The sequence below is a fragment of the Pengzhenrongella frigida genome (genome assembly GCF_004168625.1).
Classification (GTDB): domain Bacteria; phylum Actinomycetota; class Actinomycetes; order Actinomycetales; family Cellulomonadaceae; genus Pengzhenrongella; species Pengzhenrongella frigida.
This window is the reverse complement of record NZ_SDWW01000007.1, coordinates 70232-95107: the sequence shown is the minus strand read 5'-3', so window position 1 is coordinate 95107 and position 24876 is coordinate 70232. Positions and strand designations below refer to the sequence as shown.

At 72.1% G+C, this 24876-nt stretch carries 20 protein-coding genes and 1 riboswitch; of the genes, 4 read left to right on the top strand and 16 right to left on the bottom strand.

Features of this window, described 5'->3' with window-relative positions; all coding sequences use genetic code 11:
- Window positions 1-5: 5 nt before the first annotated feature.
- A complete protein-coding gene (locus tag EUA98_RS04550; protein WP_434063478.1) occupies window positions 6-893 on the top strand; it encodes a carbohydrate ABC transporter permease in 888 nt (295 codons plus the stop codon).
- Window positions 894-946: 53 nt separating this feature from the next.
- On the opposite strand, the gene pulA is transcribed toward EUA98_RS04550, so the two are convergent.
- From pulA to EUA98_RS04530, 4 genes are all read right to left on the bottom strand, one after another.
- The gene (pulA, locus tag EUA98_RS04545; protein WP_130101483.1) at window positions 947-6736 is read right to left on the bottom strand and encodes a pullulanase-type alpha-1,6-glucosidase; all 5790 of its coding nucleotides are present in this window, start codon (window positions 6734-6736) and stop codon (window positions 947-949) included.
- A 137-nt stretch (window positions 6737-6873) separates the two neighbouring features.
- Window positions 6874-7140: a DUF167 domain-containing protein gene (locus tag EUA98_RS04540; RefSeq protein ID WP_130101482.1), complete on the bottom strand. Its 267-nt coding sequence runs from the start codon at window positions 7138-7140 to the stop codon at window positions 6874-6876.
- A 181-nt stretch (window positions 7141-7321) separates the two neighbouring features.
- Window positions 7322-8314 carry a malate dehydrogenase gene (locus EUA98_RS04535; protein WP_130101481.1) on the bottom strand — a complete coding sequence of 331 codons (993 nt, stop codon included), beginning with the start codon at window positions 8312-8314 and terminating at the stop codon, window positions 7322-7324.
- Window positions 8315-8363: 49 nt separating this feature from the next.
- On the bottom strand, window positions 8364-9581 hold the full coding sequence (locus EUA98_RS04530; RefSeq protein ID WP_130101480.1) for an NADP-dependent isocitrate dehydrogenase: 1218 nt from the start codon (window positions 9579-9581) through the stop codon (window positions 8364-8366).
- 210 nt (window positions 9582-9791) lie between these two features.
- Between EUA98_RS04530 and EUA98_RS04525 the strand changes: the two genes are divergently transcribed.
- The gene (locus EUA98_RS04525) at window positions 9792-10736 is read left to right on the top strand and encodes an aquaporin (RefSeq protein ID WP_242511270.1); all 945 of its coding nucleotides are present in this window, start codon (window positions 9792-9794) and stop codon (window positions 10734-10736) included.
- 61 nt (window positions 10737-10797) lie between these two features.
- Here EUA98_RS04525 and EUA98_RS04520 read toward each other — a convergent pair whose 3' ends face one another.
- Window positions 10798-11139 (bottom strand): DUF3017 domain-containing protein, encoded by a 342-nt coding sequence (locus EUA98_RS04520; protein ID WP_130101478.1) that lies wholly within the window; start codon window positions 11137-11139, stop codon window positions 10798-10800.
- 34 nt (window positions 11140-11173) lie between these two features.
- Here EUA98_RS04520 and EUA98_RS04515 point away from each other — a divergent pair, with 34 nt between their 5' ends.
- Window positions 11174-12553, top strand: coding sequence for an FAD-dependent oxidoreductase (locus EUA98_RS04515; RefSeq protein WP_130101477.1), 1380 nt, complete (start codon window positions 11174-11176; stop codon window positions 12551-12553).
- Between the two features lie 103 nt (window positions 12554-12656).
- Here EUA98_RS04515 and purH read toward each other — a convergent pair whose 3' ends face one another.
- Together purH and purN are read right to left on the bottom strand one after the other, a co-directional pair.
- Window positions 12657-14264, bottom strand: a complete 1608-nt coding sequence (gene purH / locus EUA98_RS04510) for a bifunctional phosphoribosylaminoimidazolecarboxamide formyltransferase/IMP cyclohydrolase (protein WP_130101476.1) — start codon at window positions 14262-14264, stop codon at window positions 12657-12659.
- Window positions 14265-14312: 48 nt separating this feature from the next.
- Window positions 14313-14408: riboswitch (ZMP/ZTP riboswitch) on the bottom strand.
- Window positions 14409-14419: 11 nt separating this feature from the next.
- Window positions 14420-15070 carry a phosphoribosylglycinamide formyltransferase gene (gene purN, locus EUA98_RS04505; protein WP_130101475.1) on the bottom strand — a complete coding sequence of 217 codons (651 nt, stop codon included), beginning with the start codon at window positions 15068-15070 and terminating at the stop codon, window positions 14420-14422.
- 106 nt (window positions 15071-15176) lie between these two features.
- Here purN and EUA98_RS04500 point away from each other — a divergent pair, with 106 nt between their 5' ends.
- Window positions 15177-15728, top strand: coding sequence for a hypothetical protein (locus EUA98_RS04500; RefSeq protein ID WP_130101474.1), 552 nt, complete (start codon window positions 15177-15179; stop codon window positions 15726-15728).
- A gap of 52 nt (window positions 15729-15780) precedes the next feature.
- Here the strand turns inward: EUA98_RS04500 and EUA98_RS04495 are convergent, their stop codons facing one another.
- The 9 genes from EUA98_RS04495 to EUA98_RS04455 all read right to left on the bottom strand — a co-directional run bounded on the left by EUA98_RS04495 (window position 15781) and on the right by EUA98_RS04455 (window position 24841).
- A complete protein-coding gene (locus tag EUA98_RS04495; RefSeq protein WP_242511269.1) occupies window positions 15781-17079 on the bottom strand; it encodes a cell division protein PerM in 1299 nt (432 codons plus the stop codon).
- Window positions 17080-17174: 95 nt separating this feature from the next.
- The gene (gene sucD / locus EUA98_RS04490) at window positions 17175-18071 is read right to left on the bottom strand and encodes a succinate--CoA ligase subunit alpha (protein WP_130101473.1); all 897 of its coding nucleotides are present in this window, start codon (window positions 18069-18071) and stop codon (window positions 17175-17177) included.
- A 35-nt stretch (window positions 18072-18106) separates the two neighbouring features.
- A complete protein-coding gene (gene sucC, locus EUA98_RS04485; RefSeq protein ID WP_130101472.1) occupies window positions 18107-19273 on the bottom strand; it encodes an ADP-forming succinate--CoA ligase subunit beta in 1167 nt (388 codons plus the stop codon).
- Window positions 19274-19431: 158 nt separating this feature from the next.
- Window positions 19432-19833 carry a hypothetical protein gene (locus tag EUA98_RS04480; protein ID WP_130101471.1) on the bottom strand — a complete coding sequence of 134 codons (402 nt, stop codon included), beginning with the start codon at window positions 19831-19833 and terminating at the stop codon, window positions 19432-19434.
- An 8-nt stretch (window positions 19834-19841) separates the two neighbouring features.
- Complete coding sequence (locus EUA98_RS04475) at window positions 19842-20426, bottom strand: hypothetical protein (RefSeq protein ID WP_130101470.1); 585 nt, start codon at window positions 20424-20426, stop codon at window positions 19842-19844.
- A 26-nt stretch (window positions 20427-20452) separates the two neighbouring features.
- Window positions 20453-22234: a hypothetical protein gene (locus EUA98_RS04470; RefSeq protein WP_130101469.1), complete on the bottom strand. Its 1782-nt coding sequence runs from the start codon at window positions 22232-22234 to the stop codon at window positions 20453-20455.
- 44 nt (window positions 22235-22278) lie between these two features.
- The gene (locus EUA98_RS04465) at window positions 22279-22977 is read right to left on the bottom strand and encodes a pilus assembly protein TadG-related protein (RefSeq protein ID WP_130101468.1); all 699 of its coding nucleotides are present in this window, start codon (window positions 22975-22977) and stop codon (window positions 22279-22281) included.
- The gene (locus EUA98_RS04460; protein WP_165372716.1) at window positions 22974-24548 is read right to left on the bottom strand and encodes an OmpA family protein; all 1575 of its coding nucleotides are present in this window, start codon (window positions 24546-24548) and stop codon (window positions 22974-22976) included. The genes EUA98_RS04465 and EUA98_RS04460 overlap by 4 nt, the downstream gene beginning before the upstream one ends.
- Before the next feature lie 65 nt (window positions 24549-24613).
- Window positions 24614-24841, bottom strand: a complete 228-nt coding sequence (locus EUA98_RS04455; RefSeq protein WP_130101466.1) for a hypothetical protein — start codon at window positions 24839-24841, stop codon at window positions 24614-24616.
- Window positions 24842-24876: the final 35 nt, after the last annotated feature.

The window sequence follows — 24876 nt, the reverse complement described above, 5'->3', positions numbered from 1 at the left end:
CCGCCCTGACGACCGACGGCCTCGCCGCCCCGCTCGGTCACGCCGGCCAGGACCACCGCCCGCGCGCCCGCAAACGCTTCAGCCTGGCGCGCACGCTGAAGTTCCTCGCGATGCTCTTCTTCCTGCTCGTCGTGCTCATCCCGGTGTACGTGCTGATCGTGACGAGCTTCAAGGGGGTCGGGGACGCCTCGCCGGCCCGCGCGTGGTCGCTGCCCCAGCTGTGGACCACCGAGAACTGGCAGGCCGCGTGGACCGCGCTGTCCCCGGCGATCTTCCGCACGCTGCAGATGGTGATCCCCGCCGCGCTCATCTCGTCGTTCCTCGGGTCGATGAACGGGTTCGTGCTCGCCCGCTGGCGGTTCCCGGGAGCCGACCTCGTGTTCACACTCATCCTGTTCGGGATGTTCATCCCGTACCAGGCCGTGATGATCCCGCTCCTGCAGCTCGTGCTCGGCTCGGGGTTGCCGAGCGGGATCCCGTCGCTGATCGTGCTGCACGTGATCTACGGGATCCCGATCACGACGCTGATCTTCCGCAACTACTACATGTCGGTCCCGAACGAGCTTATCGAGGCCGCCCGGGTCGACGGCGCGGGCATGATCCGCACCTACTTCTCGGTCGTCCTGCCGATCTCGGTGCCGAGCTTCGTCGTCGTGCTGATCTGGCAGTTCACCTCGGCCTGGAACGACTTCCTGTTCGCGGTGTTCTTCTCCTCGAGCCAGAACGGCCCGGTCACGCTCGCGCTGAACAACCTGGCCAACGGTGCGCTGCTGCAGAACTACGGCGTCTCGATGGCCGGCGCCCTGCTCGCGTCCCTGCCGACCCTGCTGGTCTACATCCTGCTGGGCCGCTACTTCATCGGCGGCCTGATGAGCGGCTCGGTCAAAGGCTGACAGCGACGAGGGGCGGGCCTCCTCCCGGAGGTCCGCCCCTCGTCGCGTGCCGGCTAGCGCCAGTCCCACCAGTGGTGGTGCTTCTTCGGCTGGGCCTCCTGCAGGACGGCGACCGTCCGGGCCGGGACCGTCACCTCACCCGTCGCCCTCGTCCAGCGGGTGGCCTGCACGACGGCGTCCGCCCCGCGCGCCTGCACGGGCGACAGCGTGAGGCTGTGACCCGCCAGGGCTCCGATCCGCTGGGTGACCGGCTCGTCGCTGGCGTTGAAGACGACCAGCATCCCGGCCAGCTCGCGGTCCACGTCCTTGCCCTGCGAGTCGTCGACGCGCATGACGATCACGCCGGGAGCCGCGTCGGGGCCGCTGCCCGGGAACGAGACCTTCTGCTCGATCAGTGCGGCGCTGCCGAGCCGGAACAACGGCGTGGAGAACCGCAGCGTGAGCAGCTCCTCGGCCGCGGTGGCGGCCGTCCGGATGTCGGTCGGGGCCGGCTTGAGCGCCGGGTTCGCCAGCAACGGAGCCTGGATCGGCCACTTGGCGCTGTTGTCCGCACTCGGCGGCAGGCCGCGACCGAAGCCGTTGTCCTGCCCGGTGAAGTCCAGCGAGTTGAACCAGTCACCGGAGTCGTAGCTGTTGCGGTCGAGCGACTTGCTGCGCAGCAGGTCGCTCCCCGCGTGCCAGAACGACGGCGTCTGGGACAGCGCGGTGGTCGCGAGCGACACCGTGTTCATCCGGACCCGGTCGGCCATCGACGTGCCCACCGGCAGCTTGTACATCAGCGAGTCGAAGAGCGTCTCGTTGTCGTGGGCGTCGACGTAGGAGATGACCTCCTCGGGTGAGTCGGCGTAGCCCGCCGGCTGCCCGTTGTAGTCGATCTCCTCGCCCGTGCGGACCGTGCCGTCGCTGGCCAGGAGCTCGAAGTCGCGCAGGTTGCCGGCCAGCCCGAGGCGCACGAGGTCGCCGTCGTGCTGGACCCGTGCCAGCTGCTCGTCCGGAGTTCCGTTCGCGGCCACCCCGTTCGCGTCGGTGAAGCCGCCGCTGCCGAAGCCCTGGATGCGCGGGTCCTCGTCGAACGGCCCGCCACCGCGGACGCCGTCGCGCAACCGGTCGCTGAAGGTGCCGATCCCGGTGCCCCCGAGCTGACCCTGCGTGGCCTGCGTGAACAGGCGGTTGTCGGCGACCTCACCGAAGTTCCAGCCCTCGCCGTACAGGTAGACGGCCTTGCCGTTCACGCCGTCATGGCGAGGGGTGAGCTCGTCGAGCGCAGCCCGGACCGCGAGCATGGTGTCGGTCGAGTGGTGACCCATCAGGTCGAACCGGAAGCCGTCGACCTTGTAGTCGCGGGCCCACAGCACCACGGAGTCGACCATGAGCTTCTCGGCCATCTGGTGCTCGGTCGCCACGTTCTGGCAGCAGGTCGAGGTCTCGACCGCCCCGGCGGCGTTCAGGCGCTGGTAGTAGCCCGGCACCACCCGGTCGAGGATCGACTTCGGGTCCTGGCCGCTCGCCGCGGTGTGGTTGAACACCTGGTCGAGCACGACCTGCAGACCGTCGGAGTGCAGCGCGCCGACCATCGTGCGGAACTCCGCGACGCGGGCACCGCCGGCGGGGTTCACGGCGTACGAGCCCTCCGGGGCGGAGAAGTGCAGCGGGTCGTATCCCCAGTTGAAGCCGTCGGTGCCAGCGACCGCGCCGACCGCCGCCTGCTGGGCGGGTGAGTCTGCCGCGAAGGACGCCAGGTCGCCGTCGGGCACGGCCTGGAGGGCGCGATCCTCCTCGATCGTCGCGATGTCGAACGTCGGGAGCAGGTGGACGGTCGTCAGGCCCGCCCGCTCGAGCTCGCGCAGGTGCAGCCGGCCGGACCCGTTGGTCGCGAACGCGCCGTAGGTGCCGCGCAGGGCGGCCGGGACGGTGGCGTCGTTGATCGAGAAGTCACGCACGTGCAGCTCGTAGATGGTCTGGTCGACCGGGGTGACGACCGGCTGCTCGGTCCGCTCCCAGGTCCTGGGCCGGTAGGCCCGGTCGGCGAGGTCCACGAGCATCGAGTGCATGGAGTTGGTCGTCAACGCCACGGAGTACGGGTCGGTGACCTGGTTGACCTCGACCGTGTCGGTGGTGGGCGCGTACACCGTCACCTCGTAGCGGTAGGAGGCACGGGCCCAGGACCGCGCGCCCTTGACCGTCCACGAGCCGTCGGCCGCGGCGGTCATCGGGACCCGCTGCGGCTCGGCCGCCACGTCACCCGTCCACAGCAGCAGGTCGACCTTCTGGGCGGTCGGCGCCCACAGGGCGAGCGACGGGACCCCCGACCGCCAGGTCGCACCGAGCGTGCGATCGGCGGCGTCCGCGGCGAACAGGTCGTCGAGCACCCCCGGGATCTGGACGCCGGTGATGGCCTGCGCGGCGCCGTCGGCGCCGTACTGCCCGACGAGGAGCTCGCCGGTGAGCAGGGCCTTGACCGCCGCGCGATCGGTGCCCGCCGGAAGCGTCAGCGCGACGTAGCCCGCGAGCGCCGGGAACCGGTCGAGCTGGTCGGCGGTGAGGCCGGCCGGGTCGAAGGTGAGCTCTGTCGCCGAGCCGCCGACGACGACGCCGTCGGCCACCGCGAGCGAGGCGTCCGGGGTCGAGTGCAGCGTCCAGGTCAGCGTGGTCGGATCGAGGGCCGCGGGGACCCACTGCGCCGGCCAGGCCACGGTGTCGGAGTCGATCCAGTGCGCCTGCGCCTGGCCGATCCCGGGCAGCGGCGGATCCGTGGCCTCGATCGTCAGGCGGTGCGTGGCCAGGACGTAGCTGAACGTGGTGGGCTTGCCGGTCGAGGCGCTGAAGGCGATGTTCCCGCCGCCCAGCACGCCGTCGGCGCCGTAGTTCTCGGCCCAGCTGAGGTTGTGCGCGACCTTCGTCTCGTACGTGCCCGTGGGGATCGTGTCGGTCGTGTACGTGAACGTGCCGTCACCGTCGAGGTCCTGCAGCCAGGCCGCGAGGCAGTCGATCTGCCAGTCGGCGGCGCAGCCGACCTCGCTCTGGTGCGAGCCCGGCAGGGTGAGGATCGGGCCCTGGGCGCTGGAGGTGAAGTAGTGCGTGATCGGGTCGTAGAGGAAGGTGATCTCGCCGCCCGCGTGGGTATAGGTGGCGTTGTCCCCGCCGGCGACGCCGCCGGTCCCGTAGTTCACGTCCCAGCTGCCGTTGATCGCGATCTTGTACTGGTAGGTCCCGGCCGGCAGCGTGAACGTGCCGCCGAACATGCCGTCGGCGCGCTTGGTGAGCTGGGCCTGGGTGCACAGCGGCATCCAGTCGCTCGCGCACCCCATCTCGGAGTTGTGGTCGCCCGCGACGGTGACCGTCTTCGGGCCCTCGTCGACGGGCGGCGGCGGCGGGACGGCGCCGTCGATGGCGACCCCGACGCTCGCGAACGTGGACGCGGCGGTCCTGGCCCCGGCGGCATCGACAGAGACGGCCCGGTACTCGACCAGGGTGCCCTTGGCGAGGTCGCTGACGTCGTGGAAGACCCGCGGGTCGGTGGTCTCGGCGGTGCCGAGCGCGGTCCAGCCGGTCTCACCGGCGACGCGGTAGGAGAAGCTCGTCTGCTGCCAGACGTCGTCGTCGACGTCGGCCGTGACGGGCGCGAGACCGCCGATGGCGGCGCCCGCGCTCGGGGAAGCGAGCGTGAGGGGCGTGGTCGTGGCCGGAGCGGCGACGGTGGAGCCTGCGACGAGCACGACCGCCCCGAGCGCCGGGACGGACACGGTGACCTGACCGGCGGCGTCGGCCGTGGTCGCGGTGGTGTCGCCGTAGAGCACGCTGAACGTGGCGCCCGGGGTGAGGGTCGTCAGGGTGACCGTGCGAGCGGCGGCCGAGTTGTTCAGCGCGACGAGGTGCTCGACCTTCTCGGTGGCATCCACCCGGGAGAACGCGTAGACCGACTCGTCCGAGAAGCGCTCGATCTGCGCGCCCTGGGACAGTGCCGGGGTGGTCTCCCGGAGCGCGGCGAGCTCGGCGATGTGCGCGTAGAGCGGTGCGGTCGGGTCGAACCGGTCGACGGCGCCGGCCACCTCACCGGTCAGCAGCGTCTGCTGGGAGTACTCGGGGACCTGGCTCGCGAACAGCGACTGCCGGGCGTCCTTGTCCTTGCCGCCGAGGTCGCCGTTGCCGACGAAGCCCTGCTCGTCGCCGTAGTAGACGACCGGCTGGCCGCGGGTCAGGTACATCAGCGAGTGGGCGAGCTCGGACCGGGCGAGCGGGTCGCTCGCGCCCTTGACCATGAAGCCGATGCGACCCATGTCGTGGTTGCCGAGGAAGGTCGGCAACGCGGTCGCGCTGGAGTCGGGGGTCGTGTACATGTCGTCGCTCGCGAAGAGCGTGGACAGGCCCGCACCCGAGAAGCCCTGCGCGAACCCGGTCGCACCGGCCTGGAACGCGAAGTCGAGGACCGAGCTCATGTCGGTCTTGCGCACGTACGGGCTGAGCTTTGCCGCGTCGGCGTCGTAGACCTCACCGAACATGAAGAAGTCCGGCTTGCCCGCGGTGTTGTGCGCGTAGTCGAGGACCTGCGTGGTCCACTTCTGCCAGAACTCGAGGTTGACGTGCTTGACGGTGTCGATCCGGAAGCCGTCGATGCCGAGGTCGATCCACTGGTCGTAGACGTCCACGAAGCCGTTGACCACCGTGGGGTGCTCGGTCATCAGGTCGTCCAGGCCGTCGAAGTCGCCGTAGGTGACCGACTCGCCCGCCCACGTCGAGTTGCCACGGTTGTGGTAGAGCGTCGGGTCGTTGAGCCAGGCCGGCACCTTGAGGTCCGCGTCGGCGGCAGCGATGGTCGGGGTGTACGGGAACGACGTCGCCGCGTCCAGGGCCGGGAAGGTGTCGGTGCCCGCGTAGGTGGCCGGGTCGAACGCCGTGCCCGCGGCATCCTGGTAGGGCGTGGTCGCCTGGTCGACGTAGCCGTACTGGCCCTGGGTGTAGTCGATGACGTCGGCGGTGTGGTTCGTGATGATGTCGAAGTAGACCTTGATGCCACGGGCGTGCGCATCCGCGATCAGGGCCTCCAGCTCGGCGTTGGTGCCGAGGTGCGGGTCGATCTGCGTGAAGTCGGTGATCCAGTACCCGTGGTATCCGGCGGACGCGTTCGCGCCCGTGCCCTGGACCGCGCGGTTCTTGAACGACGGCGTGAGCCAGATCGCCGTCGTGCCGAGGCCCTCGATGTAGTCGAGGTTGTCCGTCAGGCCGGCGAGGTCGCCACCGTTGTAGAAGCCCTTGTTCGCCGGGTCGAAGCCGGTGCTGAGCGCGTCACCGGTGAGCCCGCCGGTGTCGTTGGTCGGGTCGCCGTTGGCGAACCGGTCGGTCATGACGAAGTAGAACTGCTCGTCGGAGCCGGGCTGGCGCACGGGCGGGGCCACCAGGGCGTCGTCGGCCGCGGTGTAGCCCGCCGGCAGGTCGACCGGGGTGAGGGTGATGCGGTGGGTGGTGTCGTCGAACGCGAACCGCAGCGTGGTGGTGCCCGCGAGCACGATCGGGGCGTTGTCGCCGCCGCCGTCGACGCCGTACGCCTCGTCCCACGTGTCGTTGACGGCGACCTTGTACTCGTAGGTCCCGGCCGGGACCGAGAACTGCGCGGCGTAGACCCCGGCGACACCGGTGGCGACCAGCTCGCTCGCGGCGCACTCGGGCTGCCAGTCGGCGGTGCAGCCGATCTCGCTCTGCAGCGAGCCGACCAGGGCGAACGTGCGATCTGCGGCGGCCGCGCCGGCGGTGATGCCGGGCGGTGCGAACGTGGCGCCCGTGAGGGCGACGGCCGTGGCTGCGGCGAGCGCAACGAGGGGACGCAGGCGAGCGGTGACGGTGGTCATCGTTGACTCCTTGGTCGCCGGCACACCTGTGTGCGGGCTATGGGCTTGCCACGGAGCGTAACGCTGTTCTGCAACTTGCAGCAAGCGTTTCTCACCCTCCGTTGCGATCGGCCCGAACGATCGGCCCGCGCGATCCGCTACCCGAGGCGCAGCTCCGCGAGGCGCTGCTCGATCTCGCTCGCGTCGAGGTCGACCTCGACCAGCTTGTCGCGGCTCGTGGCGCCGGAGACCAGCCACACGTGGCGTCGTCGGGCACCGAGGGCGTCCGCGAGCGCCGCCAGCGCCTCCTCGGTCGCCCCGCCGTCGACGGCGCGCGCGTTGACGGCGACCACGAGGCGGTCGCCGTACGTGCCACCCACCCGGGCCCGTGAGGACCCCGGCTTCACCCTGATCGCGATCCGCACCGCACGACTCCCACCCTTGACGACCCTGGCCTGTGACGCCCGTGGCCTGTGACGACCGTGGCCTTGCGGCTCCCATCCTCCGCCCCCGGACACAGCAGCAGCGCCCGAGCACGGGCGTCCTCGAGAGAACGCCGGCGCCCGGACGCTGCTGGTGGTGCTGTCCGTGCTGTCGGTCGTGCGGTCAGATCAGGCCGAGGGCCGTGACCGCGTCGCGCTCCTCGATGAGCTCGGCGACCGACGCGTCGATCCGACCACGCGAGAAGGAATCGATCTCCAGGCCCGGGACGATCTGCCAGGCCCCGCCCGTCGAGGTCACCGGGAACGAGGAGATCAGCCCGGCCGGGACGCCGTACGAGCCGTCCGACACGACCGCGGCCGACGTCCAGCCCGCCGCGGGGGTCCCGTTGACCCAGTCGAACACGTGGCTGATCGCCGCATTGGCCGCCGAGGCCGCCGACGACGCGCCCCGCGCCTCGATGATCGCCGCGCCACGTTTGGCGACGGTCGGGATGAAGTCGTTCTCGAGCCAGGCCTGGTCGGCCACGACCTCGGTCGCCGGCCGACCCGAGATCTCCGCGTGGAAGATGTCCGGGTACTGCGTGGCGGAGTGGTTGCCCCAGATCGTCAGCTTCTCGATCGCGGTCACCGGGACACCGGCCTTGGTGGCGAGCTGGCTGAGCGCGCGGTTGTGGTCCAGCCGCGTCATGGCGGTGAACCGCTCGGCCGGGACGTCGGGGGCGTGCGAGGCCGCGATCAGCGCATTCGTGTTGGCCGGGTTGCCGACCACGAGCACGCGGATGTCGTCGGCCGCGCCGGCGTTGATCGCCGCACCCTGCGGGCCGAAGATCCCGCCGTTGGCCTGCAGCAGATCGCCTCGCTCCATGCCGGCCGAACGCGGCCGGGCGCCGACCAGCAGCGCGACGTTGGCACCCGCGAAGCCGGCCGTCGGGTCGTCGAAGATGTCGATGCCCGCGAGCAGCGGGAACGCGCAGTCGTCGAGCTCCATCGCGGTGCCCTCGGCCGCGCGCACCCCCTGCGGGATCTCGAGCAGCCGGAGCCGCACCGGGGTGTTCGGGCCGAGCAGCTGACCCGACGCGATCCGGAACAGCAGGGCGTAGCCGATCTGGCCGGCGGCACCGGTGACGGTGACGTTGACCGGGGTGATGCTGGCCATCGCAGAACTCCTTTGATCTGGACGAATGTGTCGACGTGGTTCGAGCGGGTCAGGAGAGCCGGGCGGCGAGGTTCTCGTCGAGGGAGGCGAGGAACTCCTCGGTGGTCTGCCAGGGCTGGTCGGGACCGACCAGGAGGGCGAGGTCCTTCGTCATCTTCCCGGACTCCACCGTCTTGATGATGACGTCCTCGAGCGTCTCGGCGAAGGCCGTGACCTCGGGGGTGCCGTCGAGCAGGCCGCGGTGCTTGAGGCCGCCGGTCCAGGCGAAGATCGACGCGATCGGGTTGGTCGACGTCGGCTTGCCCGCCTGGTGCTGGCGGTAGTGCCGCGTGACGGTGCCGTGCGCGGCCTCGGCCTCGACGCACTTGCCGTCCGGGGTCAGCAGCACCGACGTCATCAGGCCGAGCGAGCCGAAGCCCTGCGCGACCGTGTCGGACTGGACGTCGCCGTCGTAGTTCTTGCAGGCCCAGACGTAGCCGCCCTCCCACTTCATCGCGGCGGCGACCATGTCGTCGATCAGGCGGTGCTCGTAGGTGAGGCCGGCGGCGTCGAAGCGCTCCTTGTACTCGGCGTCGAACACCTCCTGGAAGATGTCCTTGAACGCGCCGTCGTAGGCCTTGAGGATCGTGTTCTTGGTCGACAGGTAGACCGGGTAGCCACGCTGCAGCCCGTAGGCGAGCGAGGCGTGCGCGAAGTCGCGGATCGAGTCGTTGAAGTTGTACATGCCCATCGCGACGCCGCCGCCCTCGGGGTACGTGACGACCTGCTGCTGGATCGGCTCCGAGCCGTCCGCGGGCGTGAACGTGAGGGTCAGCGTCCCGGCACCGGGCACCTTGAAGTTGGTGGCCTTGTACTGGTCGCCGAACGCGTGCCGACCGATGATGATCGGCTTGTTCCAGCCGGGGACCAGGCGCGGGATGTTCGAGATGATGATCGGCTCGCGGAAGACGACGCCCCCGAGGATGTTGCGGATCGTGCCGTTCGGCGAGACCCACATCTTCTTCAGGCCGAACTCCTCGACCCGCGCCTCGTCCGGCGTGATGGTGGCGCACTTGACGCCGACGCCGTGCTCCTTGATCGCGTGGGCCGCGTCGATCGTGACCTGGTCGTCGGTCGCATCGCGGTTCTCGATCGACAGGTCGAAGTACCGCAGGTCGATGTCGAGGTAGGGATGGATGAGGCGATCGGTGATGAAGTGCCAGATGATCCGCGTCATCTCGTCGCCGTCGAGGTTGACGACGGGTCCGACTACCTTGATCTTGGCCATGCGGGGGCTCTCCTGTGCTCGATTCCTGCGTCCGGCAAGATTACTCGACATCGAGAGATCTCGGTTCGTCCTGACTGCCCGGACCCCCTCGGGTCTGAGCCGTCGAGTGCCATGCTGGGGGGCGCACAGCAGACACCCAGGTGTGTTTGCCATGCTCCGCCGGGGTCGAAAGAACCCCCACGTCTCGAATGCAACCGAAGAAGGACTTCCATGTCGCAGGACACTCCCGACCTCACCCCGACCACGAACGCGATCCCCGCCACCGCTGCACCGGTCCCCGACGAGGTGGCTCTCGACCTTGTCGTGGTGCCGGTGCGACCGAGCCTGCTCGTGCGGCTCGGCACCGAGGCGCTCGGGTCGTTCCTCCTGGTCCTCGCGGCCATCGGGATCCTGCTGTACACCCCCCTCACCGGCGCCAGCGCGCTGGGCACGGCGCTCGGCCTCGGGCTCGCGGTGGTCGGCGGCACGATCGCGTTCGGGCACGTCTCGGGCGGCCACTTCAACCCCGCGATCACCTTCGGTGCGGCCATCGCCGGCCGGTCCCCCTGGCGCGAGGTGCTCCCCTACTGGCTCGCCCAGGTCGTCGGCGGCGCGCTCGCCGCGGCGGCACTGTTCCTGACCATCCCGTCGGCGCTCCCGACCCTGGTGAGCCAGGGCGCGGAGACCACCACCCGGGCCTTCTTCGGCGCGACGGCGAACGGGTTCGGCGCCCACTCGCCGCTAGCGACGCTGACCACGGGCGAGGCCTCGTTCGAGCTGCTGCCGGCGCTGCTCATCGAGATCCTCGGCACCGCCCTGCTCGTGGGCGTGGTGCTCGGCGCGACGAACCGGGTCGCGAAGCGGCTCGCCCCGTTCGCGATCGGCCTCACCTACGCCGCCCTCGTCCTGATCGCCTCGCCGATCACCAACGGCGGGCTCAACCCCGCGCGCTCGACCGCCGCGGCCCTGTTCTCCGAGAGCTCCGCCCTCGGCCAGCTGTGGTTGTTCTGGGTGGCACCGCTCGTCGGGGCAGCCCTCGCCGGGCTCGCCTACCGCGCGTTCGCGACCAGCGGGCTCGGCACCACGGAGTTCGGCACCACCGTGGTCGAGGACGACGAGTTCGACGACGACCTGCTCGAGGAGGACGAGATCATCGTCACGGACGAGCGCGGCTGACCTCAGCCCGCTGAGAGCCCGCCCGCGCGAGAGCCAGCCCGCCCGAACCCGGGGCTGGCTCTCAGCGGGTCGGGATGATCTGGGAGAGGACGCCGATCCCGATCGCGAGCGAGAACAGGATCGCGACGTCCAGGGTGCGCGAACGCACGGTGAGCGCCGCGGCGCGCGGTGCGGGCAGCAGCGCCCGGACTGCCCCCGCGATCGCGAGCATCACCGCCAGCGCGAGCGCCCCGACGGGCACCCCCCGGACGACGACCAGGACGACCGACACGGCGAGGCCCGCGGTGATCCACCACAGGGTCGGGCTGCGGCCGGCGGCCAACGAGGCCCGGGCGGCGGCACGCGCGTCGAGGGGCCCCGCGGCGCCGTCGCGCTCGCCTTGCGTTTCGTTCCCGTGCGGCATCTGAGCCTCCCGGCCGGGAGACTACCGTTGCCGCGTGCCCGCTCCGCAGAGGTCCGACCGCCCGTCGGCGCACGGTGTTCGTTCGGTGGTCGTCGTCGGCGCCGGTCTCGCCGGTGCCCAGAGCGTCGCGGCGCTGCGGGCGCAGGGTTTCGAGGGCCGGGTGACGTTGCTCGGCGCGGAGGGCGTGGCCCCGTACGACCGCCCGCCACTGTCGAAGCACCTGTTCGACCGGGTCGAGCCGGCCTGGCTCACGGGCGAGCTCGGCGTCGACGTGGCGGCGCTCGCGGACGACGTCCGGCTCGCGCACCCGGCGACCGGCCTCGCGGTGGGACCGGACGGCGTGACGGTCGCGACCGCGACCGGCGACCTGTCGGCCGACGCCGTCGTGATCGCGTCCGGCTCGCGCGCGCTGCGTCCGGTCGGGTGGGCCGGTGCCCGGACCCTGCAGACGGCCGACGACGCCGCCCGCCTGCGCGTGGCGCTGACGCCCGGCGCGCGCCTCGTGATCGTGGGCGCGGGGTGGATCGGGGCTGAGGTGGCCGGGGTCACGGCCGCCGCGGGCGTCGAGGTCACCGTGGTGGAGGCGACCGGAGCGCCGCTCGCCGTCGCGCTGGGCGCCGCCGTGGGTGGGCTCACCGCTGCGTGGTACCGCGCGGCCGGGGTGCGGCTGCTCACCGGCGTCCCGGCCGAGGCCGTGCGCGCCGACGGCGTGCGGCTCGAGGACGGCCGCGAGCTCCCCGCCGACGTCGTGCTCGTCGCCGTCGGCTCGCGTCCCGCCACGGCCTGGCTCGGCTCCGCGCTGCCGCGGGACCCGGACGGCGCGCTCCGGGTCGACGAACGGTTCGCCGTGCTCGGGGCACCCGGCCGCGTGTTCGCGGTCGGGGATGTGGCCCGGCGTCGGTCGGCCCGGCACGGCTGGGTTCCGGGCGGGCACTGGGACGGCGCGCTGCGCGGCCCGGCGATCGCCGTGCGCGCACTGCTCGGCGGGCCGGACGCCGCAACCGACGAGGACCCCGCGCCGTACGTCTTCTCGACCCAGCTGGGCCACGACCTGGCCCTGTTCGGCCAGCCGAACCTGACCGTCGACGACCTGGTCTTGCGCGGCGATCCGACGGGTACTTCGCGAACCACGGGCATCCCGGGAACGACCGGCGCCCCGGGCGACCCAGGAACGACCGGCGCCCCGGGAACCCCGGGAACGACCGGCACCTCGGGGTGGACCGCCCTGTGGTTCGCCCCCACCCGCCCCGGAAGCCCGATCCCGGGGCGGCGGGAGCTGACCGGCGTGCTCACCGTGGACCGCCCCCGCGACACCGCCGCCGCGCGCCGCCTGTTCACCGGCCGCACCCTCTCCCGCCTCGACCCGCCGACCGCCGCCGACCCGACCCGCCCCCTCCGGGACGCCGTCGGCTAGGACGAATGCCGAGGTAGTCCATCTGGGCCGAGACCGTCCATCGAAACTGACGATCTCGGCACCGAAGGACTATCTCGACTCGCGCTCGCTCGGCGCGCAACTCTTAGTGGGCGAAGTGGCGGGTTCCGGTGAGGTAGAGGGTTGCGCCGGCGGCTTCGGCGGCGGCGATGACCTCGGCGTCGCGTACCGAACCGCCGGGCTGCACGACGGCGCGCACCCCGGCGTCGAGCAGCACCTGCAGCCCGTCCGCGAACGGGAAGAACGCGTCCGACGCCGCGACCGACCCGCGGGCGCGTCCGTCGGCTCCGGTGCCGGCCCGCTCGACGGCGAGCCTGCACGAGTCGACCCGGTTGACCTGCCCCATCCCGACGCCGACCGAGGCGCCGTCGGACGCCAGCAGGATCGCGTTCGACTTCACCGCACGCACCGCGCGCCAGGCGAACGCGAGGTCGGCGAGCGTGGCCGCGTCGGCCGCCGCGCCGGCCGCGAGCTGCCACTGCGCCGGGTCGTCGCCCGCCGCGTCGATCCGGTCGGCCTGCTGCAGCAGCAGGCCCCCGCTGATCGGCCGGAGCTCGACGGCGGCCCGCGGCGCACCGCCGTCCACCTGCAGCAGGCGGATGTTCTTCTTCGCGGTGAGGATCTCCAGCGCGGCCGGCTCGAACCCGGGGGCGATGACGACCTCGGTGAACACGGGCGCGACCTGCGCGGCCATCGCGGCGGTGACGACCTGGTTCGCGGCGATCACCCCGCCGAACGCGGACAGCGGGTCGCACGCGTGCGCCTTCGCGTGCGCCTGCGCGATGTCCGACCCGACCGCGATGCCGCACGGGTTGGCGTGCTTGATGATCGCGACGGCCGGTCCGGTGTGGTCGTGCGCGGCGCGCCAGGCGGCGTCGGCGTCGACATAGTTGTTGTAGCTCATCTCCTTGCCGTGCAGCTGGGTCGCCTGCGCCAGCCCGCGGGTGCCATCACCCTGGGTGTACAGGGCCGCGGCCTGGTGCGGGTTCTCGCCGTAGCGCAGGACGGTGCTGCGGTCCCAGGTCGCGCCGGCCCAGGCGGGGAACGGCGAGCCTTCGAGCGCGGTCGGCGCGAGCACGCTGCCGAACCAGCTCGCCACGGCGACGTCGTAGGTCGCGGTGTGCACGAACGCCGCCGCCGCGAGGGCGCGTCGCTCGAACAGGGTGAAGCCGGCGGCGTCGATCTCGCCATACCGCGCGGGGTCGACGACGACGGCGACGCTCGGGTGGTTCTTCGCCGCGGCCCGCACCATCGACGGCCCGCCGATGTCGATCTGCTCGACGCACTCGTCGGCCGACGCGCCCGAGGCGACGGTGGCCGCGAACGGGTAGAGGTTGACGACCACCAGGTCGAACGCGGCGATCCCGAGCTCGACGAGCTGGGCGAGGTGCTCGGGGCGGCGGGTGTCGGCGAGGATGCCGGCGTGCACGCGCGGGTGCAGGGTCTTGACCCGACCGTCGAGGCACTCCGGGAACCCGGTCAGCTCCTCGACCGGGGTGACGGGCACCCCGGCGGCGGCAATCGTGGCCGCAGTGGACCCGGTGGAGACGATCTCGACGCCGGCGGCGTGCAGCGCGGTGGCCAGCTCGACGAGGCCGGACTTGTCGTACACGCTCACGAGCGCGCGGTGCAGGGGGCGGCGGGTCTCGGGTGCGGCGGGGTCAAGGGCGGTGGGGTCTAGGGCGGCGGACATGTGGCTCTCCCGGGTCGGCACGGCCTGTGCGAGCTGCACAGTGATGGACCCAGGCGCCCAGGCGAACGGCGCACCGGCTTCGACTACCTCGGCCGCTCCCCGATGGTTGAACCCACCTCAGGTACGCCAGTCACGGCCGGGACAAGGATAACGGATCAGCCGACGACGACGCGGCGCCCCTCGACCGTGAGCCCGCCGCGGGCGATCCGCCCGACCCATTCGACGAGCAGCTCCCGCTCGGCGACCTTGATCCGCTCGTGCAGCGCCGGCTCGTCGTCGTCTTCTCCGACGGCGACCGCGACCTGGGCGACGATGGGCCCGGTGTCGACGCCGGCGTCGACCACGTGCAGCGTGCAGCCGGTGACCTTGACGCCGTGCGCGAGCGCGTCCCGCACGCCGTGCGCGCCCGGGAACGCGGGCAGCAGCGCCGGATGCGTGTTGAGCACGCGCGCCGGGAACCGGGCGAGGAACCCCGCCCCGAGGATCCGCATGAACCCGGCGCTCACCACGAGGTCGGGGCGGAAGATCGCCACGGTGTCCGCCAGCCCCCGGTCCCAGCCCGTGCGGTCCTCGAAGTCCCGCGGGGCGACGACGGCGGTCGGGATGCCCGCTGCGCGTGCGATGTCCAGCCCCCCGGCGGCCGCCCGATCGCTCACGACGCCGACGACGCGCGCTCCGTAGGCCGCGTCGTCGTGCGCGGCGAGGAGGGCGGCGAGGTTGCTGCCCGCGCCCGAGACGAGCACCACGACGCGACGCGCGCTGATCGTGGCGGGGCGAGGATCGAGCGGTCCGTGGGCTGCGGTCACGGCGACGACCCTACGTCGTGGGGACGACCCCGGGCGTGGGGGGCGAGGTTGTGGGGAACAATGACGTGTGCGGCCAGGTCGGTCGCGCGCAGCGCCTGGAGGGCACGTGGGCAATCCGTACGCACCGCCGTCGGGCAATGCCCCGCGCCCGCCGACGCCCGATCCTCACCCGCCGGGCCAGCCGCCGCACCCCGTGCCCGGTCCGCCCGGACCGCCCCGGCCGGGTGACCCCGACCAGGTGGGTCGGACCGCACCGCGCCCCGACCCCGAGGCCACCCGCGCGGCGAGCCGGCGGGTGCAGCACTTCTCGCTGCTGCTCCTCGCGGGCGTCGTGACCAGCGCGCTCCCGCTGCCCTGGCAGGCGGCGTCGCTCGGGTTCGTCGTGGCGGCGCTCGTCGTCGGCATCCGCGCGCTCAGCGCCGTCTGGCGCGCGGGCCTGCGGGGCCTGCTCGTGCCGATGCTCGCGATCGGGCTCGCGTTCACCGCCCTGATGTCGATCGCCCTGGCGAGCCTGCTCGCACTGTGGCCGGTCCAGCTCGAGCGCCAGCAGTGCCTGAACGGTGCGCTCACCATCGCGGCGACCGAGACCTGCCAGATCGAGTACGAGACCACGCTCGAGGACCGGCTGCGCGAGCTCGGCCGGACCAGCTCGAGCTGACCTGCTGGGACGGGCCTGCGCGGACCGGCCTGCTCGGACCGACCTGCGGACGTCAGTCGGCAGCGACGCCGTGGTGCCGGAACCGACCCCACGCCCGAGCGACCGCGGCACGCACCTCGATGCTCGCCGGCAGCGCCACCAGCACGCTGCCGAGGGCGACCCCGGCCGCGACGGCGAGCCCGACGAGCAGCCCGGACGCTCCGACCTCAGTCATCCGGGCCGGTCCGGCCGAGCCGCTCGCGAGCGACACCAGGACGCCGGTCCCCATTCCCGCCACCCCGGCGACCACGGCGGACGCGAGCACCGGGTGCCACCACGTTCCGCGCGCCAGCCGCGAGTGCAGGTACCAGCCGGCCAGCGCGCCGACCCCGACGAGCGCGAGCGGCCACCAGGTGGTCAGGTCGGTCGACCCCCCGGGTGCGGGGAGCGCGCCGAGCAGCGGGAGCGCAGGCAGCGGGCCGGCGACCACCTCACCGGCAGCGAAGTGCGATCCGGCGCCGACGACGAAGCCCGGTCCGGCGACGTAGGCGAGCGCCCACACGACCAGGTTCGGCACGAGGGCGAGCTGGGCCACGGCCAGCACCGTCCCGCCGATCGCGTCCAGCGCGAGGCTCTGCCCGACGCTCGTGATCGTCTCGCGCCCGGCCACGATCCACACGACGGTGAGCGTGACGGCCACCCCGACGAGGAGCGCGATCGCGACCGCGCCCGCCGCCGCCCCGGCCCGCACGAAGCCCGGTACCCGGATCCACACCGGCCGGCTCACCGTCCGCAGCGGCGGCGCGCCCGGCTGGGACAGCAGCCCCGCCCCGAGCCCGACCGCGCCGATGGCCGCTGCGCCGACGACGGCCCGGCCGACGCCCAGCGCGCCGGCCGACACGGCGATCGCCACCACCGTCACGACGGCGACGTACCCGCCGACCGACGCCGCGTAGCCCGACCAGGCGGCCCGGCCGGACCGCCGGGCCGAGGCGAAGCACGCGAACAGCGCGAGCAGGGTGATCCCGAGCGGGACGAGCGTCACGGTGACTGCACCCGCCGCGACCGGCACGCCGTGCCCGAGCAACCAGATCCCGGCACCGACCGCGACCGACCGCAGCCAGCCGACGTCGTCGTTGGTCGGGTCGGCGGAGGTCGCGACATAGGCGGCGAGGGTCGGCGCGACGACCACGGCGAGCGACAGGATCGCGGCCTGCACCCCGGCGGCCAGGCCGGCCGCCCACCGCGGGGCACCGTCGATGCCGCTGCCGCCGTCCTTGGGCGTGCGATCGCCGATCGTCAGCACCCGGCGACCGGCCTGGGCCATCCGGCCGCCGGAGGTGCTTGTGGTGTGTCCCGCCGAGCCGCTCACTCCCCCATGGTCGCCGCACATCGCGCGCCGGCGGGTCCCGGCGCGCCGGGTCGGGCCAGGTCGGTCAGGTCGGTCGGGTCAGGTCGGCTCGTCGATCAGGTCAGGATCGCGCGGATCAGGTCGGCGGTCTCGCTCGGCGTGTTGCCGACCTTGACCCCGGCGGCCTCGAGGGCCTCCTTCTTGGCCTGCGCCGTGCCCGACGAGCCGGAGACGATCGCACCGGCGTGCCCCATGGTCTTGCCCTCGGGCGCGGTGAAGCCGGCGACATAGCCGACGACCGGCTTGGTCACGTGCTCGGCGATGTACGCCGCGGCGCGTTCCTCGGCGTCGCCGCCGATCTCGCCGATCAGCACGATCACCTCGGTGTCCGGGTCGGCCTCGAACGCCTCGAGCGCGTCGATGTGGGTCGTGCCGATGATGGGGTCGCCGCCGATGCCGATCGCGGTGGAGAACCCGAGGTCCCGCAGCTCGTACATCATCTGGTACGTCAGCGTGCCCGACTTCGAGACGAGACCGATCTTGCCGGCGCCCGCGATGTCCGCCGGGATGATGCCGACATTCGACTTTCCGGGGCTGATCAGGCCGGGGCAGTTCGGGCCGATGAGGCGCACGCCGCGGGCCTGCGCGTAGGTGAAGAACTCCGCGGTGTCCTTGACCGGGACCCCCTCGGTGATGATCACCACGAGCGGGACGCCGGCGTCGACGGCCTCGATGACCGCGGCCTTGGTGAAGGCCGGCGGCACGAAGACGACGGACACGTTCGCACCGGACGTCGCGACGGCGTCGGCCACGGACCCGTAGACCGGGATGGCGATGGTGTCGCCGGTGCCGTCACCGACGGGGAACTCGACAGTGGTGCCCGCCTTGCGCGGGTTCACGCCGCCGACCACCGTGGTGCCGCCCGCGAGCATGCGGGTCGTGTGCTTCATCCCCTCGGTGCCGGTCATGCCCTGGACGATGACCCTGGAGGCCGCGGTCAGGAAGATTGCCATGGTTGCGTCGTCTCTTCTCTAGCGTCGGCGGGGCGTCAGGCGTTGGCCAGCTGGGCGGCTTTCGCCGCGCCGCCGTCCATCGTGTCGGCCAGGGTGACCAGCGGGTGCGCGGCAGCGGCGAGGATCGCACGGCCCTCGACGACGTTGTTGCCGTCCAGCCGGACGACCAGCGGTTTGGTCGCGTGGTCGCCGAGGATCTCCAGCGCGGCGACGATGCCGTTCGCGACCTCGTCGCAGGCGGTGATCCCGCCGAACACGTTGACGAAGACGGACTTGACCTGCGGGTCGGACAGGATGATGTCGAGCCCGTTGGCCATGACCTCCGCAGACGCGCCGCCCCCGATGTCGAGGAAGTTCGCCGGCTTGACGCCGCCGTGCAGCTGGCCGGCGAGCGCGACGACGTCGAGCGTGCTCATCACGAGGCCCGCGCCGTTGCCGATGACCCCGACGGTGCCGTCGAGCTTGACGTAGTTGAGGCCCTTCGCCTTCGCCCGCGCCTCGAGCGGGTCGGCCGAGGCGGCGTCCTCGAGGTCGGCGTGGTCGCGGTGGCGGAAGTCCGCGTTGCCGTCGAGCGTGATCTTGCCGTCGAGCGCGACGATCGAGCCGTCCTCGGTCCGCACCAGCGGGTTCACCTCGACGAGCGTGGCGTCCTCACCCTTGTAGACGTCCCAGAGCTTGACGAAGACCTGGGCGATCGGGCCGGCGACGTCGGGCGCGAACCCGGCCGCGGCGGCGATCTCGGCGGCCTTGGCCGCATCGATGCCGACCAGCGGGTCGACGGCGACGCGGGCGAGGGCGTCCGGGCGTTCGACGGCGAGCTGCTCGATCTCCATCCCGCCCTCGACGGAGGCCATCGCGAGGTACCGACGCTCGGAGCGGTCCAGCACCACGGAGAAGTAGTACTCCTGCGCGATCTTGGCGCCGGCGGCGATCATGACCTGGTGGACCGTGTGGCCCTTGATGTCCATGCCCAGGATCTCGGAGGCCTTCTCGGCCGCCTCGTCGGGCGTGTGCGCGAGCTTGACGCCGCCGGCCTTGCCGCGACCGCCGACCTTGACCTGCGCCTTGACGACGACGGTTCCGCCACCGAGGGCCTGCGCGCCGGCGCGGGCCTCCTCAGGCGTGCTGGCGACGATGCCGCCGAGCACGGGGACGCCGTGCTTCTCGAAGATGTCACGTGCCTGGTACTCGAACAGGTCCACCTGGCTTGCGTCCTTCCGTCGACCGCGGGGCGTGAGCCGGGAATGGCCACGTCGCCGAAGGGAATCGTAGTCGGGTTCTGGCAGATATCTTCACATCGAGAGATGTTGGGCACGCCACAGTCGCCCGACCGGGCTCGCGGCCCGGGGAACCTCGTCCCTCAGCGCACGGCGCCGACCGCGATGCTGACCAGCTGCGTCAGTCCGAAGAGTCCGAACAGGAGCCCGCCCCCGATGAGGGCCACGCCCCCGAAGCCGCTCGCACTGGCGATCCCGCCGAGACTCACATCGGTGGGGTTGGTGGGGTCGACGTAGACCGTGAGGCCGTTGTCGCGGATGGTCGCCAGGCCACAGAGCCGGGTCGCGCGCAACCTGCTCCCGTCGGGCGCCGGATAGTCGAACGTGACGCGTGAGGCCCGGTCGGCGGTGACGTGGACCACCACGGCCGTCACCGGGACCCGCGCGACCTCCGCGGGTCGCCGCCTCAGCCGCAGGCCCGCCGCGACCATCACGACCGCGGGGATCAGGGTGAACAGGGCGACGAAGGTGAGGACGACAGGCACGGCGCCGTTCAGCCGATCGTCAGGGTCTGCAGGGCGTCCAGGGCAGTCGAGCCCTCGAGCGTGCCCTCCTGGACGAACACCATCACCACGCCCTTGGTCCCGTCCGGGGCGTCGAACCACAGCGCGGCGGCGTCCGCGACGATCGTCCCGGAGTCCCGGGCGATCTCCTCGGTCCACGTGGCGGTCACGGCGACATCGGCACCGGGCCAGGTCACGCTGGAGCGCTCGTAGTCCGAGACGACCTTGCTCGCCGTCATGGTGGTCTCATGGGTCCACGAGCCCTCGATCGCCCCCACGTCCGACTTCCCCCAGCTGAGCTGAAGGACCGGGAAGCCCTCGGCATCGGCGTCGGGCATCCGGTACATCACGAACTCGGAGCCGGCGACCTTGGAGACCACCGGCTCGGCGGTCGATCCCGCCGGCACGACGACGGACAGGCCCGACCCCAGGGGGACGTCCTCACCCTCGGCGCCGGCGATCTGCTCGAACTCGCTCGGGGCACCGGTCGGCGCGAACGGGTCCTTGGTCGCGTCGTCGGTGGCGTTGCCGGTTCCGGAGCACCCCGCGGCGAGCGCGATCGAGGCGACCGCCATGACGACGCCTTGCACAGTCGACTTTCTCAGCATTCGTTCCAGACCTTCCAGACTCCGTTGGACAGATAGTGAGCGTTCGTCGAGTTCGTGGTCACGGTGCTGTTCTCAAAGGACACACCGAGCCCGACCGGGCCGACCTTGCCGCCGGCGGAGATCGCGAACGGCGTCTCGGACTCGGTCGTCAGGTCCTGCCAGGTCACCACGCCGCGCTCACGGGTTGCCCCCAAGAACGTGTCGACCGCATCGTACGCGGCCAGCCCCTGGTTGACCGGGGCCCGGCCTCCGGTCGGGATCCCGACCGCCTGCATCAGGTCGGTCGCGATGGCGGTCGTCTCGGCGCCGGTGAGCTCGACCGACGCCGTGTAGAGACGCCCCCCGCTCCCGGCGGGCCCTTCCGTGCCACCGAACATGCTCTCCGCCTGAGCCTTCGCCTCGCCGACCGCCTGACCCTGGACCTCGATCTCGAGCGGGTTCCCCTCGGGGTCGACGGTGACGGCGACGAGCATCTCGATTCGGCCCGAGGCGCTCGCCTCCACGGTCGTGCCGGGACTGGCTACCGCGGCGCCGGCACCGCCCTCGAGGGTGTACGTGTAGTACGTCGTGACCGCACCCGTCTCCACGTTGACCCTGCCTCCGATCGCGACCGCCGCATCCAGCGAGGCCGAGCCCGAGGTCGTCAGGGACGTCGCGTTCGCGCCGACGTTCGCCGAGATCCCGGCCTCGCCGTAGTACTCGGACGGCGCCGGCGGCTCGTAGGTCTCGCCACCCGTGATCCAGTTCCACAGCTGCTGGGAGCCTTCCACCACCGAGCCCACCGGACCCATGCTGGCGAAGTCACGCTGCTCCTTGAGGTACGACACCAGGGCCTCCTGGTCGTCGACCCCGTCCACGACCCAGGTCTTGCCCACGGTGCCCGAGGCGAGGGCGGTGGCCGAGGCCTGCCCGTCCATGCCGACCACGACACCGTCGACGGTCATGGTGGCGCCCGCCCCGACCCCGTCGGTGACACCTGCTCCGGCAGTGGCCTCGGTGGACACGCGGTACGTGCCGTCCGACAGCTTCTCGATCCGGATCATGCCGCCGCCCTTGGCCGCGACGAACATGACGCTTCCGGACAGCTCCCGGTTGTCGGCGATGTTGGACTGGACGCACGGCTCCGTGGGCATGTGCGGGTCGACCTCCGACGCCGCCGACCCCGGCGCGGTGCACCCGCCCTGGCCGAAGGTGAGGGCCTCACAGATCACGTACTTGATCCGCTCGGAGACCGCTCCGCCCGAGCCGAAGGTCAGGAGCAGGGTGCCGACCAGCATGACCGCGATGACGATGAGGCCGGAGTACTCCGCGGACACCGCGCCGCGCTCGCGGTCGAGTCGGTCCACGTACCGGTTCGCCCCGGCCGTTCGAGCCCCCGGAGCGACCAGCGCCAGGCCCACGAGCGGGACGCCGACCCAGAGGGGGAACGTGAGCGCGACGTTCGCGTAGTTGACCGCCTCACCTGTCGCCAGCGCGGCCGCCGCCGTCAGGGTGCTGACCAGCAACCAGCCGATCAGGCCGGCGCCGAACACCGTCGCGATCGCCTCGCGGCGCTGCTCCATGCCGACCCGCCGCCGGACGAGCGAGGTCACCAGGGCGCCGGTCATCACCTGCAGGGCGATCATGCCCGCGACGATCACGACCGTGACGACGCCGGGGTCCGCCACCAGCAGCACGTCGGTGAGCGGGACCAGGATCCCCACGGTGAAGATGAAGTAGCTCATCACCCCGAAGAGCACGCCGAGGGCGGTCGGGCGCCAGTAGATCGTGGGCATGGTCGCTCCAGGTCGGGGATGGTCAGATTCGGGTCAGAAGAAGATCAGGAGCTGGTCAGTACCGCTGTCACGGCGAAGCCCTCGACTCCACCAGGGATCTCGTACGGCGGCGGTTCGGGGGTCGGCGTCGGCGTCGGGGTCGGCGCCGCGGGGTCCGGGGCGGTCGGGGTCGGGGTCGGCGTCGGGGCCGGAGCGGGCGGGGCGGGAGGGGCGGAGGTCTTGCACGAGCCCGCCAGCACGACTCCGAGCACACCGTGGTTGACGCACAAGCCCCCGGCGAACCGCAGCCGCGCCGTCGCGGTGGACTCGGCCCGCTCGGAGGTCCCGGGCACGAGGTCCACCGAACGGACCCGGACCGACACCGCACCGCGCGCACCGTCCACCGAGAAGTCGACCAGCTCCGCGTCGTTGCGCGCCGCGAAGTCGGCGGCGACCTGCCGCGCCGGGAGGTAGGACAGGTACGTGCCGAGGCCATCGCCGACGTGCCCGTAGAAGGCAGCATCGCTCGGAGCCGAGTCCAACCCGTCGTAGGCCGCGCGCAGGTCGTCCCGCCAGGCACCGACCGCGGCGAGCGCCGCGGCGTCGGCGGCGGTGGAGGACTCCCGCTTGTCCACGAAGTACGACCCGAACGGCACCAGGAACGCGATCGCGATCACGACGACGACCATCACGGAGCCGATGAGCAGCACGCTGGACTGACCGCGCTCCCGACCGGCCCGGCCCGGCCGTCGGGACTGGCTCATGGCTCGACGACGGGGATGTCGGTCAGGCGGAAGGCGGGCCCGCCCGACTCCGCGTCGGTCGCCGACCGGAACACGGGTGCGTCGAGGGCCACGGTGTCACCCGGCACGGACGGCCACACCACTGTGACGGTCTGGACCTCCCCGTCGCCGAACGGCGTGCTCAGGTACCGGTCCGCGAGCGGGTCACGCTGACCCAGGTCGTCGCGCGCGTAGTCCAACGGGAAGTAACGGGTGCCGCCCTGGAGCAGCGTGAGCTTCGTGGCCGCCCACTGCACCTGGATGTCGAGCTTCCCCCGACTTCCCCAGGCACCGGCGGAGAAGAAGTGGGCCAGGTTTGCGCGTCCACCGGCGAGCCGCTCGACCCGGACCTGACCGACCAGCGTGTCGCCGACCCGTTGGACCTCGTCGAGGCTGACGGCGAACTTGGCGTCCTTCAGGAAGGCGACCTCGACCCCGGCAGCCCCGGTGCCGACGGGCCCCTCGGCTGCGGGGAGCTCCCCGACGGGAGCGGGTTCCTCACCGGCGTGCGTCGCATCGGCGCTCGGGGTGAACAGGAGCTCGACGCGTCGGTTCGAGGCGCGAGCCTCGGGGCTCGAGCCGGCAGCGGCGGGCTCGCTCTCACCGCGCCCCTCGACCGCAGGGGGGTAGGGCGCGAGGTCGACGAGGGTGGCCAGCCGGTCCGCGACCGACTGCGCCCGGCGGACGGACAGGTCCTGGTTGTACTCGTCGGAGGCCACGTCGTCGGTGTGGCCGACCACGGTCAGGGCGCCCGCGCTGTACGCGGCGATCTGCGCCCCCGCCGAGGCCAGGGCGGCGTCGGCCTGGGGGCCCAGGTCCGACGAGTCCGCGGCGAAGAGCACGTCCGCGGCGATCGCCACCGTGACCTCCTCCGCCTCCGTGCGGGTACGCACAGCGCCGGCCTGGTCCTCGGTGTACCGGTCGAGCGTCGCGACCGGGAGGGTCAGGTCCGCCGTCGCGGAGTCCGTCAGATCCGCGAGCGCAACCGCAGCCGCGCCGTCGTCCGCCTCGGTCAGGACCGGGACCCCGACGAAGTAGCCGACGTACGGCAGGAGCACGTCGACGGTCTCTCCGGTCGGCGCGGCAAAACCCGCGACCATCGTGACCGGTTCGTCCGACAGCTGGCTGCTGCCCGTGGTCATGACCGCGTGGTCCGCCCCGTCGATCGCGACCGTCGAGACCGTGCCCGCGGCGGTGTCCACGAGACGCGCCCCGCTCGGGCCGATGCGGTTGTCGCTGTACGGGTCGGACAGCGCCAGATCGACATTGGCGCCGTTCTTGCCGTCGCCCGGGTCGACCTCGGTGGCTTGCACCGACAGCAGCCCCACGCCGTCCTGGACCCGCACCGGACCGACCTCGAACGAGACCTCCTGGTCACCCAGGACGACGGTACGTGCGACCGTCTCGGAGACTGCGGGCTCACTCGGTGACGACGACCCGGCGGGGGTCGGCTCGGTGCCTGCCCGGCCCGGCTCGGCTTCCCCGGTGCAGGCCGTCAGACCGACAAGGAGGGCGCAGACCCCGGCGAGGTACGTCGTGCGACGAGCAGACATCGAACGGCTCCGGTCGGTCATGGTGCGGGACGTGCGGGACGTGCGGGACTGCGGGCAGAGCTGGATCAGCCGAGCTCCGCGATCTTGTTCGAGATGAGGGTGGTGATCGAGCCGCCCCACGTGGTCGCGGCCGCGATCAGCAGCCCGACGAGGGTAACCGCGACGATGATGATGCCCGCGTACTCGGCCGAGGACTGCCCCTTCTCGCGGTCACCGAGGCGGTTGAACACACCGGCGACGAACCCCACGACAGCGACCTGGGTGCTGACGGCAACGCGCTGGATCGAACTCATGATGACCTCCGGTTTGAGACAGGCTTTCCCTGAAC